This window comes from Rhizobium sp. G21, from assembly GCF_014158035.1.
Taxonomy (GTDB): Bacteria; Pseudomonadota; Alphaproteobacteria; order Rhizobiales; family Rhizobiaceae; genus Rhizobium_E.
In genome coordinates, this window is record NZ_JACFXW010000001.1 from 322,480 (window position 1) to 347,450 (window position 24,971).

The 24,971-nt window shown below is 62.5% G+C and carries 19 protein-coding genes, 1 tRNA gene and 6 pseudogenes; 16 read left to right on the forward strand and 10 right to left on the reverse strand.

Annotated elements, in window-relative coordinates; genetic code table 11:
• The first annotated feature begins 10 nt into the window (after positions 1 to 10).
• The 7 genes and pseudogenes from nuoN (at position 11) to H2O14_RS01735 (ending at position 8,432) form a co-directional block, all read left to right on the forward strand.
• Complete coding sequence (gene nuoN / locus H2O14_RS01705) at positions 11 to 1,453, forward strand: NADH-quinone oxidoreductase subunit NuoN (RefSeq protein ID WP_182826270.1); 1,443 nt, start codon at positions 11 to 13, stop codon at positions 1,451 to 1,453.
• Entirely contained in the window at positions 1,453 to 2,211 is a 759-nt protein-coding gene (locus H2O14_RS01710) for a biotin--[acetyl-CoA-carboxylase] ligase (RefSeq protein WP_182826271.1), read from the forward strand. The genes nuoN and H2O14_RS01710 overlap by 1 nt, the downstream gene beginning before the upstream one ends.
• 19 nt (positions 2,212 to 2,230) lie before the next feature.
• Positions 2,231 to 3,898, forward strand: coding sequence for a ribonuclease J (locus H2O14_RS01715; RefSeq protein WP_182829245.1), 1,668 nt, complete (start codon positions 2,231 to 2,233; stop codon positions 3,896 to 3,898).
• An 88-nt stretch (positions 3,899 to 3,986) separates the two neighbouring features.
• Complete coding sequence (locus H2O14_RS01720; RefSeq protein WP_182826272.1) at positions 3,987 to 4,256, forward strand: DUF1467 family protein; 270 nt, start codon at positions 3,987 to 3,989, stop codon at positions 4,254 to 4,256.
• 846 nt (positions 4,257 to 5,102) lie between these two features.
• Positions 5,103 to 6,433 (forward strand): annotated as a pseudogene (gene proS / locus H2O14_RS01725) (proline--tRNA ligase).
• An 11-nt stretch (positions 6,434 to 6,444) separates the two neighbouring features.
• Positions 6,445 to 7,746, forward strand: a complete 1,302-nt coding sequence (locus H2O14_RS01730) for a lipoprotein-releasing ABC transporter permease subunit (protein WP_182826273.1) — start codon at positions 6,445 to 6,447, stop codon at positions 7,744 to 7,746.
• A gap of 8 nt (positions 7,747 to 7,754) precedes the next feature.
• A complete protein-coding gene (locus H2O14_RS01735; RefSeq protein WP_182826274.1) occupies positions 7,755 to 8,432 on the forward strand; it encodes an ABC transporter ATP-binding protein in 678 nt (225 codons plus the stop codon).
• Here H2O14_RS01735 and H2O14_RS01740 read toward each other — a convergent pair whose 3' ends face one another.
• Both H2O14_RS01740 and H2O14_RS01745 read right to left on the reverse strand, forming a co-directional pair.
• Positions 8,433 to 9,005, reverse strand: a complete 573-nt coding sequence (locus H2O14_RS01740; RefSeq protein WP_182826275.1) for a hypothetical protein — start codon at positions 9,003 to 9,005, stop codon at positions 8,433 to 8,435.
• A 38-nt stretch (positions 9,006 to 9,043) separates the two neighbouring features.
• The gene (locus H2O14_RS01745) at positions 9,044 to 10,051 is read right to left on the reverse strand and encodes a carboxylesterase (RefSeq protein WP_182826276.1); all 1,008 of its coding nucleotides are present in this window, start codon (positions 10,049 to 10,051) and stop codon (positions 9,044 to 9,046) included.
• 77 nt (positions 10,052 to 10,128) lie between these two features.
• On the opposite strand from H2O14_RS01745, the gene H2O14_RS01750 reads away from it, so the two are divergent.
• The gene (locus H2O14_RS01750) at positions 10,129 to 10,449 is read left to right on the forward strand and encodes an HlyU family transcriptional regulator (RefSeq protein ID WP_182826277.1); all 321 of its coding nucleotides are present in this window, start codon (positions 10,129 to 10,131) and stop codon (positions 10,447 to 10,449) included.
• Positions 10,450 to 10,503: 54 nt separating this feature from the next.
• On the opposite strand, the gene H2O14_RS01755 is transcribed toward H2O14_RS01750, so the two are convergent.
• Positions 10,504 to 11,160 (reverse strand): DsbA family oxidoreductase, encoded by a 657-nt coding sequence (locus H2O14_RS01755; RefSeq protein ID WP_182826278.1) that lies wholly within the window; start codon positions 11,158 to 11,160, stop codon positions 10,504 to 10,506.
• A complete protein-coding gene (locus tag H2O14_RS01760) occupies positions 11,157 to 12,962 on the reverse strand; it encodes an extracellular solute-binding protein (RefSeq protein ID WP_182826279.1) in 1,806 nt (601 codons plus the stop codon). The genes H2O14_RS01755 and H2O14_RS01760 overlap by 4 nt, the downstream gene beginning before the upstream one ends.
• 266 nt (positions 12,963 to 13,228) lie before the next feature.
• Here H2O14_RS01760 and H2O14_RS01765 point away from each other — a divergent pair.
• Positions 13,229 to 13,848: pseudogene (locus H2O14_RS01765) on the forward strand (invasion associated locus B family protein).
• Positions 13,849 to 13,963: 115 nt separating this feature from the next.
• Here H2O14_RS01765 and H2O14_RS01770 read toward each other — a convergent pair.
• From H2O14_RS01770 to H2O14_RS01785, 4 genes are all read right to left on the reverse strand, one after another.
• On the reverse strand, positions 13,964 to 14,665 hold the full coding sequence (locus tag H2O14_RS01770; protein ID WP_182826280.1) for a glutathione binding-like protein: 702 nt from the start codon (positions 14,663 to 14,665) through the stop codon (positions 13,964 to 13,966).
• Positions 14,666 to 14,779: 114 nt separating this feature from the next.
• Positions 14,780 to 15,025 (reverse strand): hypothetical protein, encoded by a 246-nt coding sequence (locus tag H2O14_RS01775; protein WP_182826281.1) that lies wholly within the window; start codon positions 15,023 to 15,025, stop codon positions 14,780 to 14,782.
• Positions 15,022 to 15,318, reverse strand: a complete 297-nt coding sequence (locus H2O14_RS01780; RefSeq protein ID WP_182826282.1) for a hypothetical protein — start codon at positions 15,316 to 15,318, stop codon at positions 15,022 to 15,024. Before H2O14_RS01780 ends, H2O14_RS01775 begins: the two co-directional genes overlap by 4 nt.
• 218 nt (positions 15,319 to 15,536) lie before the next feature.
• Positions 15,537 to 16,472 carry a LysR family transcriptional regulator gene (locus H2O14_RS01785; protein ID WP_182826283.1) on the reverse strand — a complete coding sequence of 312 codons (936 nt, stop codon included), beginning with the start codon at positions 16,470 to 16,472 and terminating at the stop codon, positions 15,537 to 15,539.
• Positions 16,473 to 16,561: 89 nt separating this feature from the next.
• On the opposite strand from H2O14_RS01785, the pseudogene H2O14_RS01790 reads away from it, so the two are divergent.
• Both H2O14_RS01790 and H2O14_RS01795 read left to right on the forward strand, forming a co-directional pair.
• A pseudogene (locus H2O14_RS01790) lies at positions 16,562 to 17,580 on the forward strand (NADP-dependent oxidoreductase).
• A 52-nt stretch (positions 17,581 to 17,632) separates the two neighbouring features.
• Positions 17,633 to 17,941 (forward strand): putative quinol monooxygenase, encoded by a 309-nt coding sequence (locus H2O14_RS01795; RefSeq protein WP_182826284.1) that lies wholly within the window; start codon positions 17,633 to 17,635, stop codon positions 17,939 to 17,941.
• Positions 17,942 to 17,970: 29 nt separating this feature from the next.
• On the opposite strand, the gene H2O14_RS01800 is transcribed toward H2O14_RS01795, so the two are convergent.
• Positions 17,971 to 18,060, reverse strand: a tRNA-Ser gene (locus tag H2O14_RS01800).
• A 260-nt stretch (positions 18,061 to 18,320) separates the two neighbouring features.
• Between H2O14_RS01800 and H2O14_RS01805 the strand changes: the two are divergent.
• The 4 genes and pseudogenes from H2O14_RS01805 (at position 18,321) to H2O14_RS01825 (ending at position 22,362) form a co-directional block, all read left to right on the forward strand.
• Positions 18,321 to 19,345 (forward strand): annotated as a pseudogene (locus H2O14_RS01805) (septal ring lytic transglycosylase RlpA family protein).
• Between the two features lie 147 nt (positions 19,346 to 19,492).
• Positions 19,493 to 20,596 carry a D-alanyl-D-alanine carboxypeptidase family protein gene (locus H2O14_RS01815; protein WP_409526937.1) on the forward strand — a complete coding sequence of 368 codons (1,104 nt, stop codon included), beginning with the start codon at positions 19,493 to 19,495 and terminating at the stop codon, positions 20,594 to 20,596.
• Between the two features lie 52 nt (positions 20,597 to 20,648).
• Positions 20,649 to 21,334 (forward strand): annotated as a pseudogene (gene tmk, locus H2O14_RS01820) (dTMP kinase).
• On the forward strand, positions 21,331 to 22,362 hold the full coding sequence (locus tag H2O14_RS01825) for a DNA polymerase III subunit delta' (RefSeq protein WP_182826287.1): 1,032 nt from the start codon (positions 21,331 to 21,333) through the stop codon (positions 22,360 to 22,362). Before tmk ends, H2O14_RS01825 begins: the two are co-directional and overlap by 4 nt.
• Positions 22,363 to 22,374: 12 nt before the next feature.
• Here H2O14_RS01825 and H2O14_RS01830 read toward each other — a convergent pair.
• Positions 22,375 to 23,174: pseudogene (locus H2O14_RS01830) on the reverse strand (sulfite exporter TauE/SafE family protein).
• Positions 23,175 to 23,423: 249 nt separating this feature from the next.
• Here H2O14_RS01830 and metG point away from each other — a divergent pair.
• Positions 23,424 to 24,971 carry a methionine--tRNA ligase gene (gene metG / locus H2O14_RS01835; protein WP_182826288.1) on the forward strand — a complete coding sequence of 516 codons (1,548 nt, stop codon included), beginning with the start codon at positions 23,424 to 23,426 and terminating at the stop codon, positions 24,969 to 24,971.

The following is a 24,971-nucleotide window of genomic DNA, read 5'->3' on the forward strand; positions in this document are numbered from 1 at the left end:
CCTTGCCCCAATGACGGCTGAAACCCTTCTCGCAAGTCTGACCATCACGACGCCGGAGTTGATCCTGGCGATCGGCGCGCTGGTTCTCCTGATGATCGGCGTTTTCGCGGGCGAAAAGTCCGCGAAGACCGTGACTTACCTCAGCGTGCTGCTGCTGCTCGGCGCGGCCGCGACCGTGGTGCTGCATCCGGCTGAAGGCGGAGCCTTTGGCGGCGTCTTCGTCGCCGACGGCTTCACCCGCTTCATGAAGACCTTGGCGCTCGTCGCCTCCGCCGTGGCTCTGTTCATGTCGGCCGGCCAGGCGAAGCTCGAGAATATCGACAAGTTCGAATTCCCGATCCTGGTGGTGCTGGCGACGCTCGGCATGACCATCATGATCTCGGCCAACGACCTGATCACCGTCTATATGGCGCTCGAGCTGCAGTCGCTGGCGCTTTATGTCGTCGCCGCCCTCAATCGTGATTCCGCCCGTTCGACGGAAGCCGGCCTGAAATATTTCGTTCTCGGCGCCCTGTCGTCGGGCATGATGCTCTACGGCATGTCGCTGGTCTACGGCTTCACCGGCCATACCGGGTTCACCGAGATCACCCAGGCGCTCACCGCCGAGACCCGGTCGATCGGCCTGGTGTTCGGCTTGGTCTTCGTGCTGGCCGGCGTCGCGTTCAAAATCTCGGCCGTTCCGTTCCATATGTGGACGCCCGACGTCTATGAAGGCGCGCCGACACCGGTCACCGCCTTCTTCGCCGGCGCGCCGAAGGTGGCGGCCATGGCGGTGTTCATCCGCGTCGTGATGGACGCCTTCCAGCCGTTGATCGCCGATTGGCAGCAGATCATCGTCTTCATCTCCATCGCTTCGATGCTACTCGGCTCCTTCGCCGCGATCGGCCAGAGCAACATTAAGCGCCTGATGGCCTATTCGTCGATCGGTCACATGGGCTACGCGCTGGTGGGCCTCGCGGCCGGCTCTCAGGAAGGCGTCACCGGCATCGTCCTCTATATGGCCATCTACGTCGTCATGACGCTCGGCGCCTTTGCGATCATCATGGCGATGCGGTCAAAGGACGGCAAGGCGCTGGAAAACATCTCCGATCTCTCGGGCCTTTCGAGCACCAGCCCTTTCATGGCGTTCGTCCTGACAGCGCTGATGTTCTCGCTGGCGGGCATTCCGCCGCTGGCCGGCTTCTTCGCTAAATATTTCGTGTTCCTGGCGGCGATCAAGGCGGGCCTCTACTGGCTGTCGGTGATCGGCGTTCTGGCTTCGGTGGTGGGCGCCTATTATTATCTCCGCATCGTCAAGGTGATGTGGTTCGATGCGCCGGCGGCTGAAATGGCCCGCGCGCCCGGCGCCCTCAAGTTGGTCTATGGCCTGTCGGGCCTGCTGGTGATCTGCTACATCGTCGTCGGCGGCCCGATCGGGGCCGCGGCGGAAGCGGCAGCGGCCGCGCTGTTTTGATGGTGGCCAGCAACAAGTCCGCCATCGCCCGGTTTCGTCATGAAGCGCTGGGCGATGTCGGATCCACCAATACCTTATGTCTGGAGCGGGCGCGGGCAGGAGATCCGGGCCCGCTTTGGCTTACGGCGCGCCGTCAGCTGAGCGGCCGCGGCCGTCGCGGTCGCACTTGGATTTCCGAGCCGGGCAACCTCTATGCCTCTCTGCTGCTTACCGATCCTGCCGCGCCGAATGCGCTTGGCTCGCTGCCGATCGCGGTGGCGTTGGCCCTTCATCGCGCCGTCGCTTCGGTCGGTCCGTGGCTCGACGACAGGCTGCGGATCAAATGGCCGAACGATCTGCTGATCGATGGCGCAAAGATCTCCGGAATTCTCATCGAGGCCGAGCAGCTGGCGGATGGCCGCCGCGCCGTGGTGATCGGCTGTGGCGTCAATGTTACCCATAAACCCGAAAATCCCCTCTATCCGGCCATGACGCTGGCCGAGGCCGGTGTGTCGACCTCCGCCGACGATCTCTTCGCGCATCTGTTCGAGGAGATGGCGCTCGTGCTGTCCGAATGGGACGCGGGACGGGGCGTGGCGAGCGTGGTGGAAGCCTGGAAAGAGCGGCTGGCGGGTCTGGGGGCGGCTATTACGGTGAACCTTCCTGACCGGTCGATTTCCGGCGTTTTTTCCGCTATAGATCTCGACGGATATTTGCATCTCAAGACGGCGGATGGCGCCGTTCTTCGTATCGCCTCGGGCGATGTTTTCTTTTCATGATGAAAGACTGTGAGTGACGATGGCCGACAAGGATGAACTTGTGTTCCTGCCGCTGGGCGGCGTGGGCGAAATCGGGATGAACCTGGCGCTTTACGGCTATGGACCGCGGCACAAACGCCAATGGATCATGGTCGATTGCGGCGTGTCTTTCGCCGGTCCCGATCTGCCGGGCGCCGAACTGATCCTGCCCGATATCCGCTTCATCGAGGAAGAGAAGCAGAATCTGAAAGCGATCTTCATCACGCATGCCCATGAAGACCACTACGGCGCCGTTCGCGATCTCTGGCCGCGCCTCAAGGCGCCGCTCTATGTGTCGCCCTTCACGGAAGGCCTGCTCGAAGCCAAGGGCGACTACGACAAAGCCGATCGCATCCCCGTGCAGATGCTGTTGCCGGGCCGGCAGATCACCGTCGGTCCGTTTACGGTCGAGCCGGTCAACGTGGCGCACTCCATTCCGGAAGCAATGTCGCTGATCATCCGCACGCCGCTCGGCAATGTCGTGCATACCGGCGACTGGAAGATCGACCCCGAGCCGTCGCTCGGCAAGCCCACCGACGACGCGCGTTTCCGCGAAATCGGCGAGGAGGGGGTCCTGGCGCTGATCTGCGATTCGACCAACGCCCAGCGCGAAGGCGTGTCTCCCTCCGAACTCGACGTGTCGCGCGGCCTGGAAGAGATCATCACCAAGGCGGAAGGCCGGGTGGCGATCACCACCTTCTCGTCGAATGTCGGTCGCATCAAGTCGATCGCCATGGCCGCCGAGAAGGCCGGGCGCGAGGTCTTGCTGCTGGGTTCCTCCATGCGGCGGGTAACGGACGTCGCCAAGCAACTGCACATGCTCGACGACATCAAGCCTTTCGTGGCCGAAGACGAATTCGGCTATCTGCCGCGCCAGAACGCCGTGGTGATCCTCACCGGCAGCCAGGGCGAGGCGAGGGCGGCTCTCGCCAAGATCGCCCGCGACGAGATGCGCAATATCGGCTTCACCAAGGGAGACACATTCGTCTTCTCCTCGCGCGCCATTCCCGGAAACGAGAAAGCCATTCTCGACATCAAGAATGCGCTCATCGATCAGGGTATGATCGTGCTCACCGACGCCGACGGCCTCGTACATGTCTCAGGCCATCCACGTCGCAGCGAACTCAAGCAGATGTATGACTGGGTGAAGCCGCAGATCCTGGTGCCGGTGCATGGCGAGGCGGCGCATCTGCGCGCCCATGCCGATCTCGGTCGCCAATGCGGCATCCCGGAAGTCGCCGAAGTCCGCAATGGCGGCATCTTGAGGCTCGCTCCGGGACCGGCGGAAATTATCGACGAAGCGCCGTTCGGCCGCATCTTCAAGGACGGCAATCTGATCGGCGATTTCGACGAGATGGGCATCGGCGATCGCCGCAAGCTCTCTTATGTCGGCCATGTCGCGGTCAATGTGCTGCTCGACGGTCGCTACGACTTCATCGACGATCCCGACGTCTCCGCTTTCGGCTTGCCGGCTTTCGACGAGGCGGGCGACGAGATGGAAGACATTCTCTATGACGCCGTGCTCGGCGCCGTGGAGAGCATTCCGCGCGTCAAGCGCAAGGATCTCGACATGGTCAAGGAGGCGGTCCGTCGCTCGGTCCGGGCTGCGGCAAATCAGGTCTGGGGCAAAAAACCCATTGTGACCGTCTTCGTCACGCGGATACAATAAGGCTAAGGGGCGTCATTCGCCCCATTCAATCGATCTGTGACCTCGGTCCGTCGCCTTCTCGGCGGCGGCCGCGTGCTGGGAGACGGCCATGAACATCGTTTCAATTATCGCCGAATACTTTATCTGCTGGTGGATCACGCTGTTCATCGTGCTGCCGATCGGACTGAGGACACAGGCCGATGAAAAGACCGTGATCAACGGCACGATCTCGAGCGCGCCGGCCAAGTTCCGTCCGTTCCGGGTATTCGTCGGCACCACGGCGCTGGCCGCGATCATCTATGCCTGCTGGTTCATCGCCACGCGGGTCTATGGACTGAACGCCCTGTCGATCCCTCGCATCGTTCCCGACTTCCATTGAGCAGCATGACGCAACGTCGGTTGACGTTGCGTGACGGGACTCTGCCCGGCCTTGGCTCGTAAATGATGCTTCGCCAGGACGCCTCACGCTTTCCGGTCGGATCCGCTGATTTTACGGCTGCTGCGCCATTCTGACACATCCCGAATATAAGCGTCGGGTTTCCTATCTGGGACTTTTGCGCCGCGTGGCCCATTGGCGTCCAAGCCGCGCGATCGACGGCGCGAAGAAGGCCATTTCGCCGCAAAATTAGTCATATTTATTTCAAGGCTGTCTTCCGCCGTCGTCGAAACACCGAAAGCATGTCCGAAAACGAGAAGCAGCCGTAGCGCAGCAAAAAAAAAAACAAGGCTTAACGCCTTGTTTTTAGGTAGTTTCGCGTGATCTTCAACCCAATTAAGGGGGCAGCGGGTTAACGCGCCTCAGATCCCATCCTCCCAAGACTTAACCGCGAAGTTTGGCAAGGATTTGATCCCCTTGCCTCTTTTATGACCGGAAACTAGCCCAAAGATTAATCGTTGTCATCACCTTTTTTCAAAAATGCGACAAGCGTCGAAAAAAAATACGTTGACAGGAAAATAACGGCTTCCGTAGCGTGAGGGTCATAATCTTGTCGCAATGAGTCGAATTTTTGGCCGCGCAACCTGGCGCGCGCTGCATTGACGCACCGGGCGCCAGGAGGCGGCCCTGTAGAGGCCGTGCGCTTTCCCCCTTTCGCAGACATGGCTTTCAGAGGGGAATTCTCCGGCTCCGGGTTTCTTTCTTGCTGCGAACTGGCTAAAGAAACAGCGGAAAATTGCTGTCTTTGCCGCGATTCCGATCAGGGTCGCCGAAATTCCGGATCACACCATGCGCCTTAGCCGTTACTTCCTGCCCATCCTCAAGGAAAATCCCAAGGAAGCGGAAATCGTTTCCCACCGCCTGATGCTGCGGGCCGGCATGATCCGTCAGCAGAGCCAGGGCATCTACAGCTGGCTGCCGCTGGGCAAGCGGGTGCTGGACAAGGTCAACAGGATCATCCGCGAAGAGCAGAACCGCGCGCCGGCGCCATCGAGCTATTGATGCCGACCCTTCAGTCGGCCGAGCTCTGGCAGGAGAGCGGCCGCTACGACGCCTATGGCAAGGAGATGCTGCGCATCAAGGACCGTCAGGACCGCCAGATGCTCTATGGTCCGACCAACGAGGAAATGATCACCGAGATCTTCCGCTCTTATGTGAAGTCCTACAAGGACCTGCCGCTCAATCTCTATCACATCCAGCTGAAGTTCCGTGACGAAGTGCGTCCGCGCTTCGGCACCATGCGCTCGCGCGAATTCCTGATGAAGGACGCCTATTCCTTCGATCTGGACCGCGACGGCGCCATTCATTCCTACAACAAGATGTTCGCCGCCTATCTTCGGACCTTTGATCGTCTCGGCCTGCGCGCAATCCCCATGCGCGCCGACACCGGCCCGATCGGCGGCAATCACAGCCATGAATTCATCATCCTCGCCGACACGGGCGAATCCGAGGTGTATTGCCACAAGGATTTCGTCGATTTCGACATTCCGGCCGAGGACACCGATTTCGACAGCGTCGACGGTCTCAAGGCGATTTTCGACAAGTGGACCTCGCGCTACGCGGCGACCTCGGAAATGCATGACGAAGCCGCCTTCGACGCCATTCCGGAAGGCGAGCGCCTGTCGGCCCGCGGCATCGAAGTGGGCCATATCTTCTATTTCGGCACCAAGTATTCCGATAGCATGAACGCCACCGTCCAGGGTCCGGACGGCAAGCAGCACAATGTCCATATGGGCTCCTACGGCATCGGCCCGACGCGCCTTGTTCCGGCCATCATCGAAGCCTCCCATGACGAGGCGGGAATCATCTGGCCGAAGTCGGTGGCGCCCTTCGACGTGGCGGTGATCAACATGAAGGCGGGCGATGCGGCCTGCGACACCGCTTCCGAAGGCATCTACGCTGCTCTGACCAGGGCCGGCTTCGATGTGATCTACGACGACACCGACGACCGGGCCGGCGCGAAATTCGCGACCGCCGACCTCATCGGCGTGCCGACGCAGATCATCGCCGGTCCGCGCGGCGTCGCCGCCGGCGAAGTCGAGATCAAGGATCGCAAGACCGGCGCGCGGGAAACCATGACCATCGAGGCAGCGATCAACAAGCTGACTTCGGGCAACTGAACGGGGACGACATGACCGACAGAACGGGCGCTCAGGATGGCGCGAGCTCGCGAGCGTCTTCGCGGCCTTTCTCAGCCTATGAGCGCCTGGTGGCGTGGCGCTATCTGCGCCCGCGCCGCAAGGAGGCGTTCATCTCGGTGATCGCCGGCTTCTCCTTCGTCGGCATCATGCTCGGCGTGGCGGCGCTCATCATCGTCATGGCGGTGATGAACGGCTTCCGCACCGAGCTGATCACCCGCATCCTCGGCATCAACGGTCATATGGTGATCGAGGCGGCCGACGGGCCGCTCGACAATTACGCCGAGATCACCGCCAATGTGTCCAAGCTCCCCGGCGTCAAATTCGCCATTCCGTTCATCGACGGTCAGACGCTCGCGTCGGGCAAGGGCGGAGCGGGCACCGGAACCATCGTGCGCGGCGTGCGCGCCGACGATCTGACCAAATTGAAGATGGTTTCGGACAACATCAAGGCCGGAGACCTCGTCGGCTTCGCGGCGGGGCAGGGCGTTGCGATCGGCAGTCGGCTGGCGACGCAGCTGGGATTGCAGGTGGGCGACCAGATCACGCTGATTTCGCCCGAAGGCGATGTGACGCCGCTCGGCGTCAGCCCGCGCGTCAAAAGCTATCGGGTCGACGCGGTCTTCGAGATCGGCATGTCGGAATATGACGGTTCCATCGTCTTCATGCCGTTCGACGAAGCGCAGCTCTATTTCAACGCCGACGGCATCGCCAAATCCATCGAGGTCTTCGTCGATCACCCGGACAAGATCGACGATCTGATTCCGAAGGTCGAGGACGCCGCCGGCCGGCAGATTTTCCTGACCGACTGGCGCGACCGCAACCGCACCTTCTTTTCGGCGCTGAATGTCGAACGCAACGTGATGTTCATGATCTTGACGCTGATCGTGCTGGTCGCGGCGCTCAACATCATCTCTGGCCTGATCATGCTGGTGAAGGACAAGGGCAGCGACATCGCCATCCTGCGCACCATGGGCGCGACATCGGGCGCGGTGATGCGGATCTTCTTCATGACCGGTGCTGCGATCGGCGTGACCGGCACATTCGCCGGCTTCGTGCTCGGCAGTCTCGTCTGTTTCAACATCGAGCGGATCAAGGAGTTCTTCTCCTGGATCGCCGGCACCGACGTCTTCAATCCCGAGCTTTATTTCCTCAGCCAGTTGCCGGCGGAAATGAATGTCAGTGAGACGATCTCGGTCATGATCATGGCGCTGACCCTGTCGTTCCTCGCCACCATCTTCCCGGCCTGGAGGGCGTCGAAGATCGATCCCGTTCAGGCGTTGCGCTACGAATAAGGCCAGATATGACCGAAATACTCAAGCTCGCCGCCGTTTCGCGCCATTACGGGGAAGAAGAGACGCGGCTCGACATTCTGAGAGACGCCGATTTCGTGATGCGTCCCGGCGAAATGATCGGTCTGGTCGCCCCGTCGGGCACCGGAAAGTCGACGCTGCTGCATCTCGCAGGCCTGCTGGAGCGACCCGACGGCGGCGAGGTCATCGTCAACGGCCGGTCCTGCGGCAATCTTTCCGACGCCGAGCGCACCGATATCAGGCGCTCCGACATCGGCTTCGTCTATCAGTTTCACCATCTGCTGCCGGAGTTTTCCGCGCTCGAAAATGTGATGATGCCGCAGATGATCGGCGGCCTCGCGCCCAGAGAGGCGGCCGAAAGGGCAGGGCAATTGCTCGACTATATGCGCATCGGCCATCGCGCGACCCACCGTCCGGCTGAACTCTCCGGCGGCGAACAGCAGCGCGTCGCCATCGCGCGCGCGGTGGCCAATGCGCCGCTGGTGCTGCTCGCCGACGAGCCGACGGGCAATCTCGACCCGCACACCGCATCCTATGTCTTCGACGCGCTGGAGGCCCTCGTCCGGCAATCCGGCCTGTCGGCGCTGATCGCCACGCATAACCACGAACTGGCGTCGCGCATGGATCGTCGCGTCACAATCGACGGCGGCAGGATCGTCGAGCTCTGATCACTTCAAGGTGAAACGCTGCTCGACATCGGTCTTGTTGCCGGAGGCGAGGTCGGTGAAGGTGTATTTCAGCACATAGGCACCGGCCGGCGCCTGGGATACGTCCAGCGTCAGCGGAGTGAAAATCTCGAACAAGGGCTCGACCGAGGTGATCGAGAAATTGCCGAACGATTTCTGCTCGGCGAGCAGTTCGCCCTCCGGGCTGCGCAATTCGAAATCGACCGTAAATCGAGCCTGCACCCTGCCGTCATCGGAGTTCTTCCATGCCAGCCCGATCGGCTCGACATAGGAGATCAGGGTGGCCCCGACGGAAAACTCATTCGTCTTGACGCGCTTGTAGGCCCCGAACATCAGCGGCTTCTCGTTGACGAAAAACGCCTTGCGGATATCGAACGGGATCTTCGCCTGGGCCGCAGCCATGGCGGAGCGCATCTTCTCGAAGGCGGGGCGGCCGCCCTCGGGTTTGGCGAGTTCATCCTCGGCCTGTTTGGCGAGGTCCGCCATCTGACCAGCCGCGACGATCGAAGGCGCTGCGAGCGCGAGGAGCGATGCCAGGAGAACAGGTATCCGCATACGGCGTCCTTTCGGATGAAGGTGCTTCAGCGCTCAGTTTATAAGCGATTCGCTTGTTTCGTCTGCGGCGAAGGCAGGGCGAGCGTCTTTTCTACCCAGGCGGCGATGACGTCCGTCACCACGCCGTTGGTGGCGGGCGAGAGAGCGTCGCCGGCGAGCACGTGCAAATAGGGATCCCCGACGGCCTGGATCTCGATCAGCGCGCTCGGCCCGCCCCAACGCGCCTGAGCGTCGCGCACGAGATGTGGACGGATGACGCGATCGTCCGGCGAGACCAGAAAGAGCGCCGGCGTGGCGATCTCGCTGAGATCGACGGCTCGGGCCTGTTTGACGCTTTCGGCCATGGGCAGCAGCGCGGCCGTCGGATAATCCGAGGTCCAACTTGCGGCATGACCCGGCGTTGCCGGCTCGAAGCCCCGCCGCGGACCGAGAACCATATACGCCAGTCGTCGCGCCCAGGGTCCCTCGAGAAGAAATGCGCCAGCCGCCTGTACGCCGTAATTGGGCGAGACGAATACGACTGCGGCCATCCTCTCCCGAATATCGGGGCGTGCGAGCAGGATGGTCACCAGCGACGCGCCGGTCGAGGTCGCCATGATCACCACCTTGCGCCCCAGACGCTCGCCGATCGCCAGGGCCTCCGCCGTATCATTGAGCCAGTCCTGCAAGCTCGGTTCGGCCATGGCGTCGCGATCGGCGCGGCCGTGTCCGGCGAGGCGCGTCAGGAAGAGGTTTGCGCCGAGACGCTTCGAAAGATCGTCCGGCACGGGCCGCATCTCGCCGGCCGACGCCGAAAAACCGTGAATATAGACGAGCGAGACGGGCGTTTCCTGCCCCTCGAAGCCGTTCAGCCAGACGATCTGTTTGGCGAGACCGGCCCGGATGTCGGCATAACGCGCTTCTCGCGCCGCGAGCCAATCGTCGAGATCGGCGCCGATTTCGTCGGCGTTGAACGTGACGGTCAGATCGGCGGGCTCGCGGGGCCCGAGGGCATAGACGATGCCGGCAGCCGCTGCGAGCGCGACGATCACCCATAACAGGATCATGATATGCCCTCCGCGGCTTGTCTTGCGGTTCCGCATTTCGGCTTCCCCCTCGCCGGAGGCTGTGCTACATCGCCACCATGACCGGATTTCTCGATAAAATCAAAAGCCTGTTTTCTTCCTCCGCCGCCGGCGAACCGGCCGGCCAGAAGGAAACCGCCCAGACCATTCACGATTGCCGCGTTGTCGCGACGCCGCGCAAGGAAGGCGCGCAATATCGCCTGGCCGGCCGGATCGAAAAAGTGGTGAATGGCGAGACGTTGACGCGCAATTTCGTGCGCGCCGACCTGTTCAGCAGCGAAAGCGACGTGCTCGAGATCACCTTCCGCAAGGCGACGCAGATCATCGAACAGAACGGCCCGACGCTCTGGTCGGACGGAGCCAAGGACCGCCAGGTCTGATATTTATCTGATCGACGGCGAGGGCGCAGTCACGTGGCCGCGCCCTTTTCCATGTCACGTCTTCATCGACGCCAACTGGCGGAAGGCGTTTTCAAACACCTCGACGCTTTGCGCGCCGGTCACCACATACTGGTCATCGATCACGAAGCAGGGCACGCCGGAGACTCCCATGCGTTGGGCGGCGGCGATTTCGTCCTTCACCGTGTCGACATCGATATAGGAGGCCAGCTTCTCCGCTGTCGCGCCTCGGTCCATGCCCGACTTCTCGGCAATGTCGAGCAGCACGGCGTGATCCCCGACATTCTCGCCCTCGACGAAGTTGGCGGTGAACAGCGCCTTCGACACTGCGTTCTGCACCGTCTCTCCGGAGGCTGCCGCCCAATGGATAAGCCTGTGCGCGTCCAGCGTGTTCGGAAAAATCCTGGCCTTTTCAAACGCGAAAGGCAGGCCGATCTCATCGCCCAACTGTGTCAGCATCTGATGGCCCCGTTTGACAGCTTCGGCGCCGCCGATCTTGCGGGCGAGGTAATCGAAAGTATCCAAGCCCTCGGCCGGCGCGTTCGGCTCGAGTTGATAAGGTTTCCAGGCGATCGTCGCAGTCAGCACATCCTTGACGCGGTCAAGCGCCAGCGCCAGCCGCGCCTGTCCGAGATAGCACCAGGGGCAGACGACATCCGAGATGATGTCGATTTTCACGGTCGTTTTGGTCATTTCCGAGCTCTTTCGTCCCACCAGGTGGAGAACTGGACGCCGTAGAGAGACAGCGTCGCTGGGTGATCGATGTGTTTCCAGCGCGCCACCCGCTGTTCCGGCGAATGGAAGAGTGGGATGGCGTAATATTGTGACAGCAGCAGCCGGTCGAAAGCGCGGACGGCGGCCTTGAATCCTTCGTCGGTGCGGGCGGCGAGGATGACGCCGATCATCCGATCGATATCCGGGTCACCCGCGCCGGCGGCATTGTCCGATCCCTGAATGTCGCGAGAGGCCGAGGCCCAGCGGGTTTCCTGTTCCAGCCCCGGCGACAGCGTTGCGGCATAAGTGCGGAAAATCATGTCGAAATCGAAGCGCTGCGTGCGCTCCTGATACTGCGCATCCTCCACCGTGCGGATGGTGACCGCGATGCCGAGAGCGCTGAGCGTGCGCTGATAGGCGATGGCGATACGCTCCTGATCGAGGCTCTGCGACAGAATCTCGAAGGCGAACGGCCTGCCGTCGGGACCTATCATCCTGCCGCCATCGATATGATAGCCGGCTTCCTTCAGAAGCGCGAAGGCCTGTTTGAGAACCTTTCGATCGCGCCCCGATCCGTCGGATACGGGCAGGCGGAAGGATCCGTCCAGCAGCGAGGGCTCCACCTTGGCGCTTGCAGGCCCGAGCAGGTCGAGTTCGCGCGGGCTGGCGGGTACACCAAGGCTGGACAGGTCGGAATTTTGCCAGAAGCTCTCCGTCCGGCGATAGGCTTTCTCGAACAGACTGCGATTGAGCCATTCGAAATCGAAGGCGAGGGTAAGCGCCTTTCTCACCCGGAGATCGGCGAAAACGGGCCTGCGCGTGTTGAAGGTCATCGCCAGCGTATTGGCGGGCAGGCGCGGCTGGAAGACTTCCTTGATCACGTCTCCGCGCTGAACGGCGGGAAAATTGTAGGCCAGGTCCCAGTTCTTCGGCGAGCCCTCGCTATAGACGTCGATCAGGCCCTTCTTGAAGGCTTCGAAGAGAGTGTTTTCCTGCAGATAATATTCGATGGAGATCTCGTCGAAATTGTCGAAGCCGATCTTGGCGGGAATATCCCTTCCCCAATAGTTCGGGTCGCGCTTGTAGACGATGCGTTCGCCCGGCCGGATATCCTTGACAAGATAGGGGCCCGAGCCCAGTTGCGGCGTCAGCGTGGTCTGGTCGAAGCCCTCCACCTTTGTGGCGTGCCTGGGCAGCACCGGCGACAACGCCAGCAAGAGAGGAAATTCGCGATCCGCCTCGGGCTTGAAGCTGAAACGCACGGAGCGGTCGCCGATCTTCTCCATCTTCTCGACAAGTTTCAGGCGGGTCGAGAAAGGCGGGCGTCCCTTGTCCCGCAGCAGTTCGAAAGTGAACATCACGTCCTCGGGCGTAACGGGCCGGCCGTCCGACCAATGCGCCTTCGGATTGAGATTGAACTGAATGAAGGTTCTCTCCTCGTCCATCTCCACCGTTTCGGCCAGCAAGCCATACATGGTGAAGGGCTCGTCGCGAGACCGCGCCATCAGCGATTCGACCACCAGATTGCCGAGCTCCGGATCCCACATGCCCCGCGCGGTGGTGCGCTTGCCTTTGAGGATGAAGGAATTGAGATTGTTGAACGTGCCGACGACGCCGAAGGTGAGCTTGCCGCCCTTGGGGGCGTCCGGATTGGCGTAGGGAAAATGGGCGTAATCTGCCGGCAGCGCCGGTGCGCCATGCATGGCGACGCCATGCAGGGGCTGCGCCGCGGCCGCGAGCGGCATGAGCGAGAGGAGAGCGATGAGAAGCGTCTTGAACACGACTTGTTCCTTTGCGTCGACGGGCGGCGCCGGATGAATCACGCCAGACAGTACAAATTGTGACGCGCGACTTCAACGAATGAGCCGCAACGTGAAAATATTCACCTGCCGCATAGCAAGAAATACTGGATATCTGCGATTGGCCGATGTAACAGGAGCCCATGCGGGGCGGGTCATGCATTCGCCTCATTTGGTCGGCAGGAGGGGCGCGGCTCAAGCGGCCCGCGTTGCCGCCGAGGAGATCTTCCAAGAGACGGGAAAGCAAAATGACATCCAAGTTCAAATCCGTTGTCGGCGCGCTGATCGCAGGCGCTACTTTCGCAACGACGCTGATCGCGACCCCGATGACGGCGTCGGCGCAGCAGGCGACGCCGCAAGGCTGGTTCAAGGTGTGCGACAAGCAGGGCGACTCGGATGTTTGTTCGGTCCGCAACATCATCGCGGCCAATACCGGACAGCTGATCACCGCGGTGGCGTTGGTGACCGTGTCGGGCAAAGTGAACCGCAAGTTCATGCAGGTCTCGGTTCCGCCCGCGCGTCTCATCCCCCGGGCGTGTTGATGCAGATCGACGGCGGCAAAGGCCAGAAGCTCGATTACGGCATCTGCATGCCCGATCTCTGCATCGCCGAAATGCCGCTGACCGACGCCGTCATCGCCAGCCTCAAGAAGGGCAATGAAGTGGTGTTCACCTCGGTGAACTTCCAGCGCGCGCCCAACCCGATCAAGATGACGCTGTCGGGTTTCACCGGCGTGTTCGACGGCCCGGCCATGGAACAGTCCAAGCTGCAGGAAACCCAGCGCAAGCTGCAGGAAGAAATGCAGAAGAAGGCCGAGGAAGCCCGCAAGAAGCTGGAAGACGCCCAGAAGGCCGCGACCCAGCAGTAAGCCTTCAAGCGCTCGACAAAACAAAAACCCGGGATGCGGCGCGCATCCCGGGTTTTTTCGTATGTCGGGCCGAGATTTTCGGCGCGGCGACCCAGACGCGCCGATTTGCAGCCTGTCAGGCGGGAATCTTTAGGCCCTTCTGGCTGGCGGGGCGCGCCATGCAGCGCTCGTACCAGGCCATCATCGCCGGGAAGCTGTCCATTTCCAGGACGTCCTTGCCGCCATAATAGAAGTCGGCGCACCAGATCCAGGGGAAGGTGGTGATGTCCGCGATCGTGTAGTCGTCGCCCATGATGAACTGACGATCCTGCAGCCGCGCATCGAGCACGCTCATCAGCCGCTTGGCCTCGTCGCGATAGCGCTCCATAGGATAGGAATTGTTGGCGACCTTGTCGGCGGCGAATTTGTAGAAATGGCCGAACTGGCCGAACATCGGCCCGACCCCGCCCATCTGGAACATCACCCAGCACAGCGTCTCATACCGCGCCGCCGGGTCCTTGGGCAGCAACCTGCCGGTCTTTTCCGCCAGATAGATCAGGATCGCGCCGGATTCGAACAGGCCGATCGGCTGGCCGTCCGGACCATCGGGATCGATCAGCGCCGGGATGCGTCCATTGGGATTGAGCGACACGAATTCCGGGCTCTTCTGGGCGTTGCTGGAAAAGTCGACCTTGTGCGGCTCGTAAGCCAGGCCGAGTTCTTCGAGGGCGATCGATACTTTGACGCCGTTCGGCGTGGGCAGCGAATAGAGTTGGATCACAGAGGGATCGGCCGGGGGCCATTTTGCGGTGATCGGGAAGGAAGACAAGGAAGCCATGGAAAGGTCCTGACAGGTTGGCGCGCCGGAGGCGCAGGCGTTTGAGAGCGGCGCGACTGCGCAAACGCACGCCCCGATGTAGGAGGTCATGCCGAAAGCGCAACGGCTGCGCGGTCAATAAGGTCGGAAATTTTCGGCCATTGCGCCCGAGGCGTCCGGATCGCCGTCCGGAGGCCGGCGGCGCCCTTCCCACAAATCCGCGTGGAAAGGACGCTGCCGGGTCGCCATGAGGGTTTGGCTGGCAAACAAAAGGGACAATGCCTGCGCCAACCCGCCCATGAATAATGCCGACCAAACGGCGCGAATTACAATACCCGCGCGCTTGTCAAGTGAAAACATAGTAAATTTGTGGATCGTCAATGTCCTAACACGCCGAGCCGCTCGGCGATCAGGCGCCGCTGCGCGCATGTCTGGCCGTCCGGTTGGGCGTCGGGCGCTGTGATGCGCGCCAGCTTGAGGCGAAACCGACGGCGCGCCTCGGCCGTAAGGTCCCACATCTGCTCGTCGATCGCCCGCCGCACCGCCAGCATGTCCAGATCATAGCCGCATCGATAGGCGCCGCCGATGCCGAGCGCGAGATCATGGACGTAGCGAAGTTCTTCCTGTCCCTTGTCGGCGACGGCGTGGGGAAACCAGGAACAAAGCGGCCACACCGGCGCTCGCGCATGTCAAAAACAGAGACATCATGGGCAAAGCCTGGGTTTGCGATGCGGACCGCGACTGGCGAAAAATGGGACGCGACCGGTGTCCGCCGCCCGGTCGCGTCCGACAGCCCCACAGACGCCGCGGGAGGAGAACGGCGCATGCCCCTGTCTGATCTCAACCTAGCTGATTTGCGCCGACGATTTTTGAGTTGTATCAAAAATCGGCGCTATATTTTCGCGGGAGGGGAAGCCATGAGAGCGGATGAAAACCGTTGCAGATGAGCGAGGAAAGCCCTGACCGCCGGATTGGATCGCCGGCTTTGCGGCCAGACCGCCGTGATCGTGTCCCGGCTGACCGAAAACGCCTCGAGCACCGGCACGAGTTCGCCACGGGCGACATGCGGCGCCGCGGCGAAAGATGCGCAGACGCCGATGCCGCCTCCCGCAACCAGCGCCGCGATCAGCGCTTCACTGGCGTCGACGACGATGGCGGACGGCGGCGCCATGTCGATGTCTCGCTCGCCGATCCGGAACGGCCAGCGGAACAGCTGGCCGCTGCTCTGAAACCGGAGGGACACGGTGTCGTGGGAGTGGACGTCGTCCGGGTGGCCGGGGACGCCGCGTTCGGCCAGATAGGCGGGCGAGGCGAAGCAGCCGAGCACATGGGGCGTCAACCGGCGTGACAAAAGCCGGGAATCGGGGAGATCCCCGAGCCGGACCGCGATGTCGATTCCATCCTCGACGAGATCGACGAACCGGTCGCTCAGTCTGAGATCGACCTGCACTCGTGGAAAGCGCCGCCGAAAGGATGGCAGGGACGGCGCGAGAACGTGGATGCCGATCGGCAAGGACGCAGCGACCTTCAGGACGCCCGAGGGCTCCGCGCGCGCCTGGATCACCGATTGCTCGATCTCGTCGACGGCGCGCAACAAAACCAACGCCCGCTCGTGCAGATCGCGGCCCTCCGGCGTCAGCGTCAGGGCGCGGGTGGTCCGCGTCAGCAGGGTGACGCCCAGCGTGGTCTCGAGCCGCTGAACGCTCTTGCTGACGGCGGAAGCGGACACCGACAGCGAGCGGGCCGCGGCGGTGAAGCTGCCCAGCGAGGCGACGCGCGCAAAGGCGACCAGACCGGTGAGGCGATCGAGCGATATTTGTTCCATCATGGAAAGAGTAAAGCGAATTCGGCCTTCATTATCAAGCGCGGCGCGATCAGCCATATGGAAGCCATCAGCAAGATCCGATGGAGATAGAGATGACGATCACGACGATGAAGGCCGTCAGGCTGCACGCTTTCGGCGGACCCAATGCGCTGCGCTACGAAGACGCGCCGCTGCCCGCACTCGCCGCCGGCGAGATCCTCGTGCGGGTCCATGCGGTCGGCCTGAACCCGCCGGACTGGTATCTGCGCGACGGCTACGGCGCGCTGCCGCCGGAATGGCGCCCCAATCCGACATTTCCGCTCATTCCCGGTTCGGATGTCTCGGGCGAGGTGGCGGCAGTCGCCGAGGACGTCACCGCTTTCGCGGTCGGCGATCTCGTTCATGCGATGGTTCGCTTTCCGGCCAGCGCCTTTTCGGGCGGCGCCGCCTATGCCCAGTTCGTGAGCGCGCCGGCAACGGATTTCGCCCATAAGCCCGCCAACATCGATCATGTTCACGCCGCGGCCGCTCCCATGTCGTTGCTGACGGCCTGGCAGTTTCTCATCGATCTCGGCCATCGCGAAGCCAACCCGTTCCAGGATTTCCCGCACAGCCCCCGGAACTCGACGGCAAGACGGTGCTGATCAACGGCGCGGGAGGAGGCGTGGGACATCTCGCCGTGCAACTGGCGAAATGGAGGGGCGCGCGCATCGTCGCCGTCGCCTCGGGACGACATGAACGTCTCATGCAGGATCTGCGCGCCGACGAATTCATCGACTACGCCACATCGTCGCTCGATCGTCTGGCGGGCGACGTCGATATCGTCCTCGACACGGTGGGCGGCGCAGGCAGCGGCCGCTTCATCCCGATCCTCAAACGCGGCGGCATGCTGATGCCCGTCTATCCGCTCGGCTTCGATGGGGCCGATGACGCGGAGAAGGCCGGAATCACCGTATCCACGACGCAAGTGCGCTCGCATGGCGGTCAATTGGCCGAGGCCGGCCGCCTGCTGCAGGACGGAACGGTCCGCGTCGTGATCGACAGCCTGTTCCCGCTCGCCGACGCGTCACGGGCTCATGAGCGCGCCGAAAAAGGCGGCATCCAGGGCAAGATCGTTCTGACCGTCGAATGATCCCCTCTACATTCGCAGCGCGGTGCGGCCGCCCTTACGGAAGGACAGCAATATGTTGATGGTGACCGGAACCGTCCGCCTAATGGACGGAGATGCAACGGCCTTCGCCGCCGATCTCGACAGCTTGGCCTCAGCGGCCCGCGGGCGGCCGGGCAATCTATTCTTCTCCGCGGAAGTTCACGACGGAGACGTCGCGGGCTTCTGCGTCGTCGAACTCTGGCGCGACCAGCCGTCGCTGTCGGGCCATCTAGCGGCGCGCGACACAGCCGATTTCATAAAACGCTGGGGCGAAAAGATGATCGCCGACATCCGAAAATACGATGTCGTCAACGAAAGGATGTTGATCGATCGGCAAGACTGATCGGGATTGCGTTCCAGACAGGAGTGTTCTGGCGGATGGGGTGGGATTCGAACCCACGGTACGGTTTCCCGCACGCCGGTTTTCAAGACCGGTTCCTTAAACCGCTCGGACACCCATCCGCTTCGGCTGCCCTTTTAGCAGCTTCGCGGGCGGCGTCAACATGGGTGGGGGGCCGCATTAGTCCGCATTGGGCTTCGTTAACCTCGCATTTACCATAACGAGCAATTTCCCGCCCTGCATCCCAATTCCGTTCGCAATTCCGCCTGGATGTTGGCATGTTTTTACCAACCGTAGTTAACAGAAGCGCATTCGATCGCCGGAGACGGCGGGAAGCGTTCTGAAACGAAATGAATCTGGCGGCGCGGGGCGCAGATAGCATATGGCGGTAAAGACTGAGCGGCGCGGCGCGCCTTGGGCTGGAGCGGGAAAATGGACGGCGCTGGCGGTTCTCTGCCTGTGCGTTGCGTCCTGCGGAACCACCAAGACGGTCGGCAAGAAGCGGTCGCACGGCAAGGAATATTTCGCCGAAAGCGAATATGGCGTCAAAGCCAGCCCCCGAGTCTACAAGGGCAAGCATCCCCCAAGGGCGGCGGTCGCGAAATGGTCGGCAAGCCCTACAAGGTCAAGGGCAAGTGGTATCAGCCCAAGGAAGACAAGTCCTACAACAAGGTGGGACTGGCGTCATGGTACGGCTCGGCCTTTCATGGTCGGCTGACCGCCAATGGCGAGATCTACGACCAGTATTCGCTCTCCGCCGCGCATCCGACATTTCCGCTGCCGAGCTATGCTCGCGTCACCAATCTCCAGACTGGTTCGTCCCTGATCGTCCGGGTCAATGATCGCGGCCCTTATCATCCGGGCAGAATCATCGACATTTCCGACAAGGCCGCCGACATGCTGGACATGCGTCACCACGGCACCGCCAAGGTGCAGGTGCAGTATGTCGGCAGGGCTCGGCTGGATGGTCGCGACCAGGCTTTCCTGATGGCTTCCTACATCCCGAAGGGCGAACGTATCCGCCGCAATCCCGGCGGCCAGATCGCCACGGGCGTGATGGTGGCCTCCAACGACGCGACGTTTACGCCAAGCCAGGTCGTGCGGGCGGCGCCCGTCGTTCCGAAACCGGCCGTGACGCGGGTCGCTTCGGTGGCCTATGTCGAACCCGCCGCGACGCCGGCCTGGGCCGGCGATCTCTCCGAATTCGAGACGATGGTGCAACTGCCTGATTTCGGCCCCGTTCCGGTCGAGAGGCCGCAATATACCGGGCAGAGCCTGGGCACTTTGTCGGCCTATGCGGAAATGCGCGTCGAGACGGCGCAGGCCGCACCCTTCGACGCCGTGCTGGTCGGCAAGGGCGGGCTGAACGCCGAGGCGATCCGCAAATCGGTCGAGCGCCGCAACTGAACGACCCCTTTGCAATCGCCCCGGTCGTTTCCAATCCTGGCGTCGGCCCCTTGGCGCCACAGCCAATTCGCGTAGGGTGAGGCGCGCAACACAGATCCGGATCGTCATGCCAGTCTTGCTATTTCTGTTCGCTGCGATCGTTTTTCGATCACCGGTTTCGGCGTCGTCCAGGCGGCGCCGCTGGAGACGAAGGCGAAGGAAATCCTGCTGATCGAGGAGAGCACCGGCACCGTCCTGTTCGAGCGACAGGCGGATGCGGTCATTCCGCCCGCCTCGCTCGCCAAACTGCTCACCGCCGAATATGTTTTCCGGGAGTTGAAGGAAGGGCGCATCAAGCCGGAGGATCGCTACAAAGTCTCCGAATACGCCTGGAGAACCGGCGGAGCCCTGTCGCGGACCTCCACGATGTTTGCGGCGCTGAATTCGGAGATCAGCGTCATGGATCTGCTGCGCGGCGTGATCGTCCATGCCGCCAACGACGCCTGCATCATTCTGGGCGAGGGGCTTGCGGGCTCCGACGCCGCCTTCGCCGAAAAGCTGACGGCGCGGGCCAAGGAACTCGGCCTGACCGCCACGACGCTCGCCAATTCAAACGGTCTGCCCAATCCCGGCAACAAGACGTCGATCCGCGATCTCGCGAAACTCGCCCTGCACATCCGCTCCGCCTATCCCGATCGGAAAGGTCTCTATGGCGAGGAGGATTTCGAGTGGAACAAGATCCGGCAGCGGAACCGGGTGATCAAGATGGGAATCGGATTGGACGGCATGGCGCTCGGATTCGCCGAAGGCGCAGGCTACGGCGTGGTGGCGACGACGGCGCGCAACGGGACGCGGCTTTATCTGGCGATGAGCGGGCTGACCTCGGAGAAGGAGCGCCTCGAGGAGACGCGCCGCATTCTCGACTGGGGCTTCACCAATTTCGCGCGGCGGACGGTGTTTCGCGAAGATGAAACGGTGGCCGAAGCGCCCGTTTACGGCGGCGACAAGGCTCGAGTGCCGCTCAAGGCCGACAGGAACGTGGATATCTTCGTTCCGGTCGACGCCGAAGACAAGGTCCGGGCGCGCATCCTCTACACCTGGCCGCTGACGGCGCCGGTGTCCGAGGGGCAGAAGATCGGGGCGATGGAACTCAGATTGGGAGAGCGGAAGATCCTCGAAAGGCCTGTCTACGCTTCGGCGCCGGTCGGCGCCGGATCCTTGTCGTCGCGAGCCTGGGATGGTTTGAAGGAACTGATGTTCTTCTGGCTTTGACGGATGCCGCCGGCTTGGTTATGAGCATGCAAGGCAAGAATGGAGCCCGCGCGTGGCCGCAAGACAAGGTTTGTTCGTGACGTTCGAAGGCGGGGAGGGCGCCGGCAAGAGCACCCAGATCCGGCTTCTCGCCGATCGTCTCAGACGCATGGGACTGGATGTGCTGGTGACGCGCGAACCCGGCGGCTCCCCGGCGCCGAAGCCGTCCGGCATGTGCTGCTCTCGGGCGCAGCGGAATCCCATGGCGCGCGTCTGGAGGCGATACTGTTCGCCGCGGCCCGCAACGATCATGTCGAGGAAGTGATCCGGCCTGCGCTGACCAGCGGCGCGGTGGTGCTCTGCGACCGCTTCATCGATTCGTCTCGCGTTTATCAAGGCGTCACGGGCAATCTCGAAGCCGAGTTCATGGACAATCTCGAACGAGTGGCGATCAACGGCGTGATGCCGGATTGCACTCTGATTCTCGATCTGCCCGCCTCGGAGGGCCTGCGCAGGGCAAAGGTGCGGGCCGGCGGCGAAAACGCCGCCGCTGCCCCCGATCGTTTCGAGAAGGAAGAAGTGTCCACCCACGAGAAGCGCCGCGAGGCCTTTCTCGACATCGCGGACCGCGAACCTCTACGGTGTCGCGTCGTCGACGCCGCCTGGCCGCCGGAAGCCGTGCACAACCGGATCTTCGAGATCGTCGAGAGCCTGTTGCCGATCCACTCGCACCGGGTGCGGGAGACCGGCGAAGCGTGAGCGCGGCTCCCTCCACTCTGCTCGACGGGGCGATCGCCCCGCAGGAAAACACCCGGCTGTTCGGCCATGCCGAGGCGCAGATATTCCTGGCCGAATCCTATGCGAGCGGCAAAGGACATCACGCGCTGCTGCTCGAAGGGCCGGAAGGGGTGGGCAAGGCGACGCTCGCCTTTCGTTTCGCCAACCATATCCTCGCTCATCCCGATCCTCTCGCCGCGCCGACGCAGATGTCCGATCCCGATCCGGGGCATCCGATGTTCCGCCAGATCGCCCAGGGCGCGTCGCATAATCTCCTGCATCTCACGCGGCCGGTCGACGCCAAGACGGGCAAGGCCAAGACCGCGATCACCGTCGATGAGGTGCGCCGCGCGGGGAAGTTCTTTTCACAGACCTCGGGCACCGGCAATTGGCGCATCGTGATCGTCGATCCCGCCGACGACCTCAACCGCAGCGCCGCCAACGCCATCCTGAAGATGCTCGAGGAGCCGCCGAAGCGGTCGATGTTCCTGGTGCTCTCACATGCGCCGGGCAAGCTCCTGCCCACCATCCGATCGCGATGCCTCGCGGTGAGCCTGAGGCCTCTCGGCGACGACGATCTTGTTTCGGCCTTGGCTCATCTCGGGTTATCGGCGCCGGAGCACGTGAGGGACCGGCTGCTGGCGCTGGCGGGCGGCTCGGTCTCGCAGGCCATCAAGCTGTCGAATTACGGCGGTCTCGACGTGCTGGACGCGATGAGGGCTGCTTTGGGGCAAGAAGGCCCGGCGCGCCGCCGCGCCATCCACAAGATCGCCGATGTGGTGGCCCAGAAGGACGGCGACATCCTCTACGAATTCTTCATCGACCAATTGGGCATGGAAGTGTCAGGCCGGGCCCGCGCCGCGGCCCTTCAGGGCGACGTCGCGAGAGCATTCGATCTCTCGCAATTGAAGGCGACGATGGACGAACAGATCGGCGCGTCGGACGCCTACAATCTCGATCGCAAGCAGACGGTGATCACGCTGATGGGCGAAATCGCCGGACGACTGTAAAGCGCGCAGCGCTCAGGAAATCACCAACTTGAGGCCCACCAGCGCCAGCGTGGCGGCCAGGAACGGACGGATCAGTCTATCGGGCATGCGCGGCGCGATATGGCTGCCGATGATGATGCCGGGGATCGAGCCGAGCAGCAGCGAGATCAGCATCGTCCAGTCGATTTCGCCGATCATCCAGTAGCCGATGCCGCCGACCAGCGTGAGCGGCACGGCGTGGACGATATCCGAGCCGACGATGTCGCGGATCTGCAGGCGGGGATATAGCATCAGCAGCACGGTGACGCCCAGAGCGCCGGCGCCGACCGACGTCAACGTCACCAAAGTGCCGAGAACGACGCCGAGGACGAATGTCAGCGCCGTCACCATCGACGGCGAGACCGGCGGCTTATGCTGCCGCCAATCCGTGACCCGGGCCACGATCTGATTGCGAACAACAGCAGGAAGGCCGTGAGAAACAGCATCCAGCCGAGCGAATACGTGATCAAGGAGACAGCGCCGATGCTTTTGCGATCGATGCCGGACAGAAGATAGAGCGTCACGAGGGCGGCGGGCACGCTGCCCATGCCGAGAACGCGGACGATCGCCCAGTTGATGGTCTTGTTGGCGCCGTGCACGACCGTGCCGGCGCTCTTGGTGATCGCGGCATAGAGAAGATCGGTGCCGACAGCCGTGGCGGGATGGACGTTGAACAGCACGACGAGCAGCGGCGTCATCAATGATCCGCCGCCGACACCGGTAATCCCCACGAGAATGCCGACAAACAGGCCGGAAATCGAATACAGCGGATCAATACTATGCAGGAAGTCCAACTCAATCCCTTTCGCGCGCGGTGATCGCAATGCATCGCGCCTTTCGCCTTGCCGTTTCACAACAGGGGCCCCACACTTATCCGACTAGTCGCCGATCCCGGTCGAGTCAAGCAAATGGCGCGCGCTATCCCCGCATCGCTAAGCTTCGCGTTGTTTTGGACCGGGAAATCGATTCATGTTTGCAGCCGTGCGAAATAAGGCTTAGAAGCGCTGCAACAACCGTAAACGACAAGCAAGGCATGACCGCGAATGATTGACAATTCGCCCTTCTACATCACCACCGCGATCTCCTATCCGAATGGAAAGCCGCATATCGGCCACGCTTACGAGCTGATCGCCACGGACGCCTTGGCCCGCTTTCAGCGGCTCGACGGGCGCGAGGTGTTCTTCCTGACCGGCACCGACGAGCATGGCCAGAAGATGCAGCAGACCGCGCGCGCCCAGGAGCTGACGCCGCGCGAACTGGCTGACCGCAACTCCGCCGAATTCCGCCGCATGGGCGGGCTGCTCAACGCTTCCAACGACGATTTCATTCGCACCACGGAAGAGCGGCATTACAAATCCGTGCAGGCGATCTGGACCAAGATGGTCGAGGCCGGCGACATCTACAAGGACAGCTATTCCGGCTGGTATTCGGTCCGCGACGAGGCCTTCTACCAGGAAGGTGAAACCGAGCTGCGCGCCGACGGCGTGCGCTACGGGCCGCAAGGCACGCCGGTGGAATGGGTGGAGGAGGAAAGCTACTTCTTCCGCCTCTCGGCCTATCAGGACAAGCTGCTCGCGCTGTACGAGTCCCAGCCCGATTTCATCGGTCCCGACGAGCGCCGCAACGAGGTTCTGTCCTTCGTGAAATCAGGTCTCAAGGACCTGTCGGTGTCGCGCACTACCTTCGATTGGGGCATTCCGGTGCCGGGCGATCCCAAGCATGTCATGTATGTCTGGGTGGACGCGCTGACCAACTACATCACCGCCGCAGGCTATCCGGACACGGACAATGCGCGCTGGAAGTTCTGGCCGGCGATCCATATCATCGGCAAGGACATCATCCGCTTCCACGCCGTCTACTGGCCGGCCTTCCTGATGTCGGCGGGCGTGGCGCTGCCGAAGCGCGTCTATGCGCATGGCTTCCTGCTCAACAAGGGCGAGAAGATGTCGAAATCGGTCGGCAATGTCGTCGATCCCTTCGATCTCGTCGAGCATTTCGGCTGCGACCAGGTGCGCCACTTCTTCCTGCGCGAAGTCTCCTTCGGCCAGGACGGCTCCTATAGCGAGGAGGCGATCGCCAACCGCATCAATGCCGATCTCGCCGACAATATCGGCAATCTCGCCCAGCGCTCGCTGTCGATGGTGTCGAAGAATCTCGAAGGCGTCATTCCGGAGCCCGGCCCGCTGACGGCCGAGGACGAGGCGCTGATCGCGCTGGCCGACAAGGCGATCGAGATCTGCCGCGCGGAGATGGCGACGCAGCAGATCCACAAGTCGATGTCGGCGGTCTTCGCCTTGTCTTCGGAAGCCAACAGCTATTTCGCGGCGCAGGCGCCCTGGGCCTTGGCGAAATCCGGCGATGTCGCCCGCATGTCGACCGTGCTCTATGTGACGCTCGAAGTGGTGCGCCAGATCGCCGTGATGTTGCAGCCCTATGTGCCGGCCTCGGCCGAAAAGCTGCTGGATCTCTTCGGGGAGTCGGTCACGAGCCGCGACTTCGCCTCGCTGGGCGCAAACGGCCGCGTCAAGAGCGGCGTGACGATCGCGCCGCCGACCGGCGTGTTCCCGAAATACTTCCCGCCGAAAGCGTGA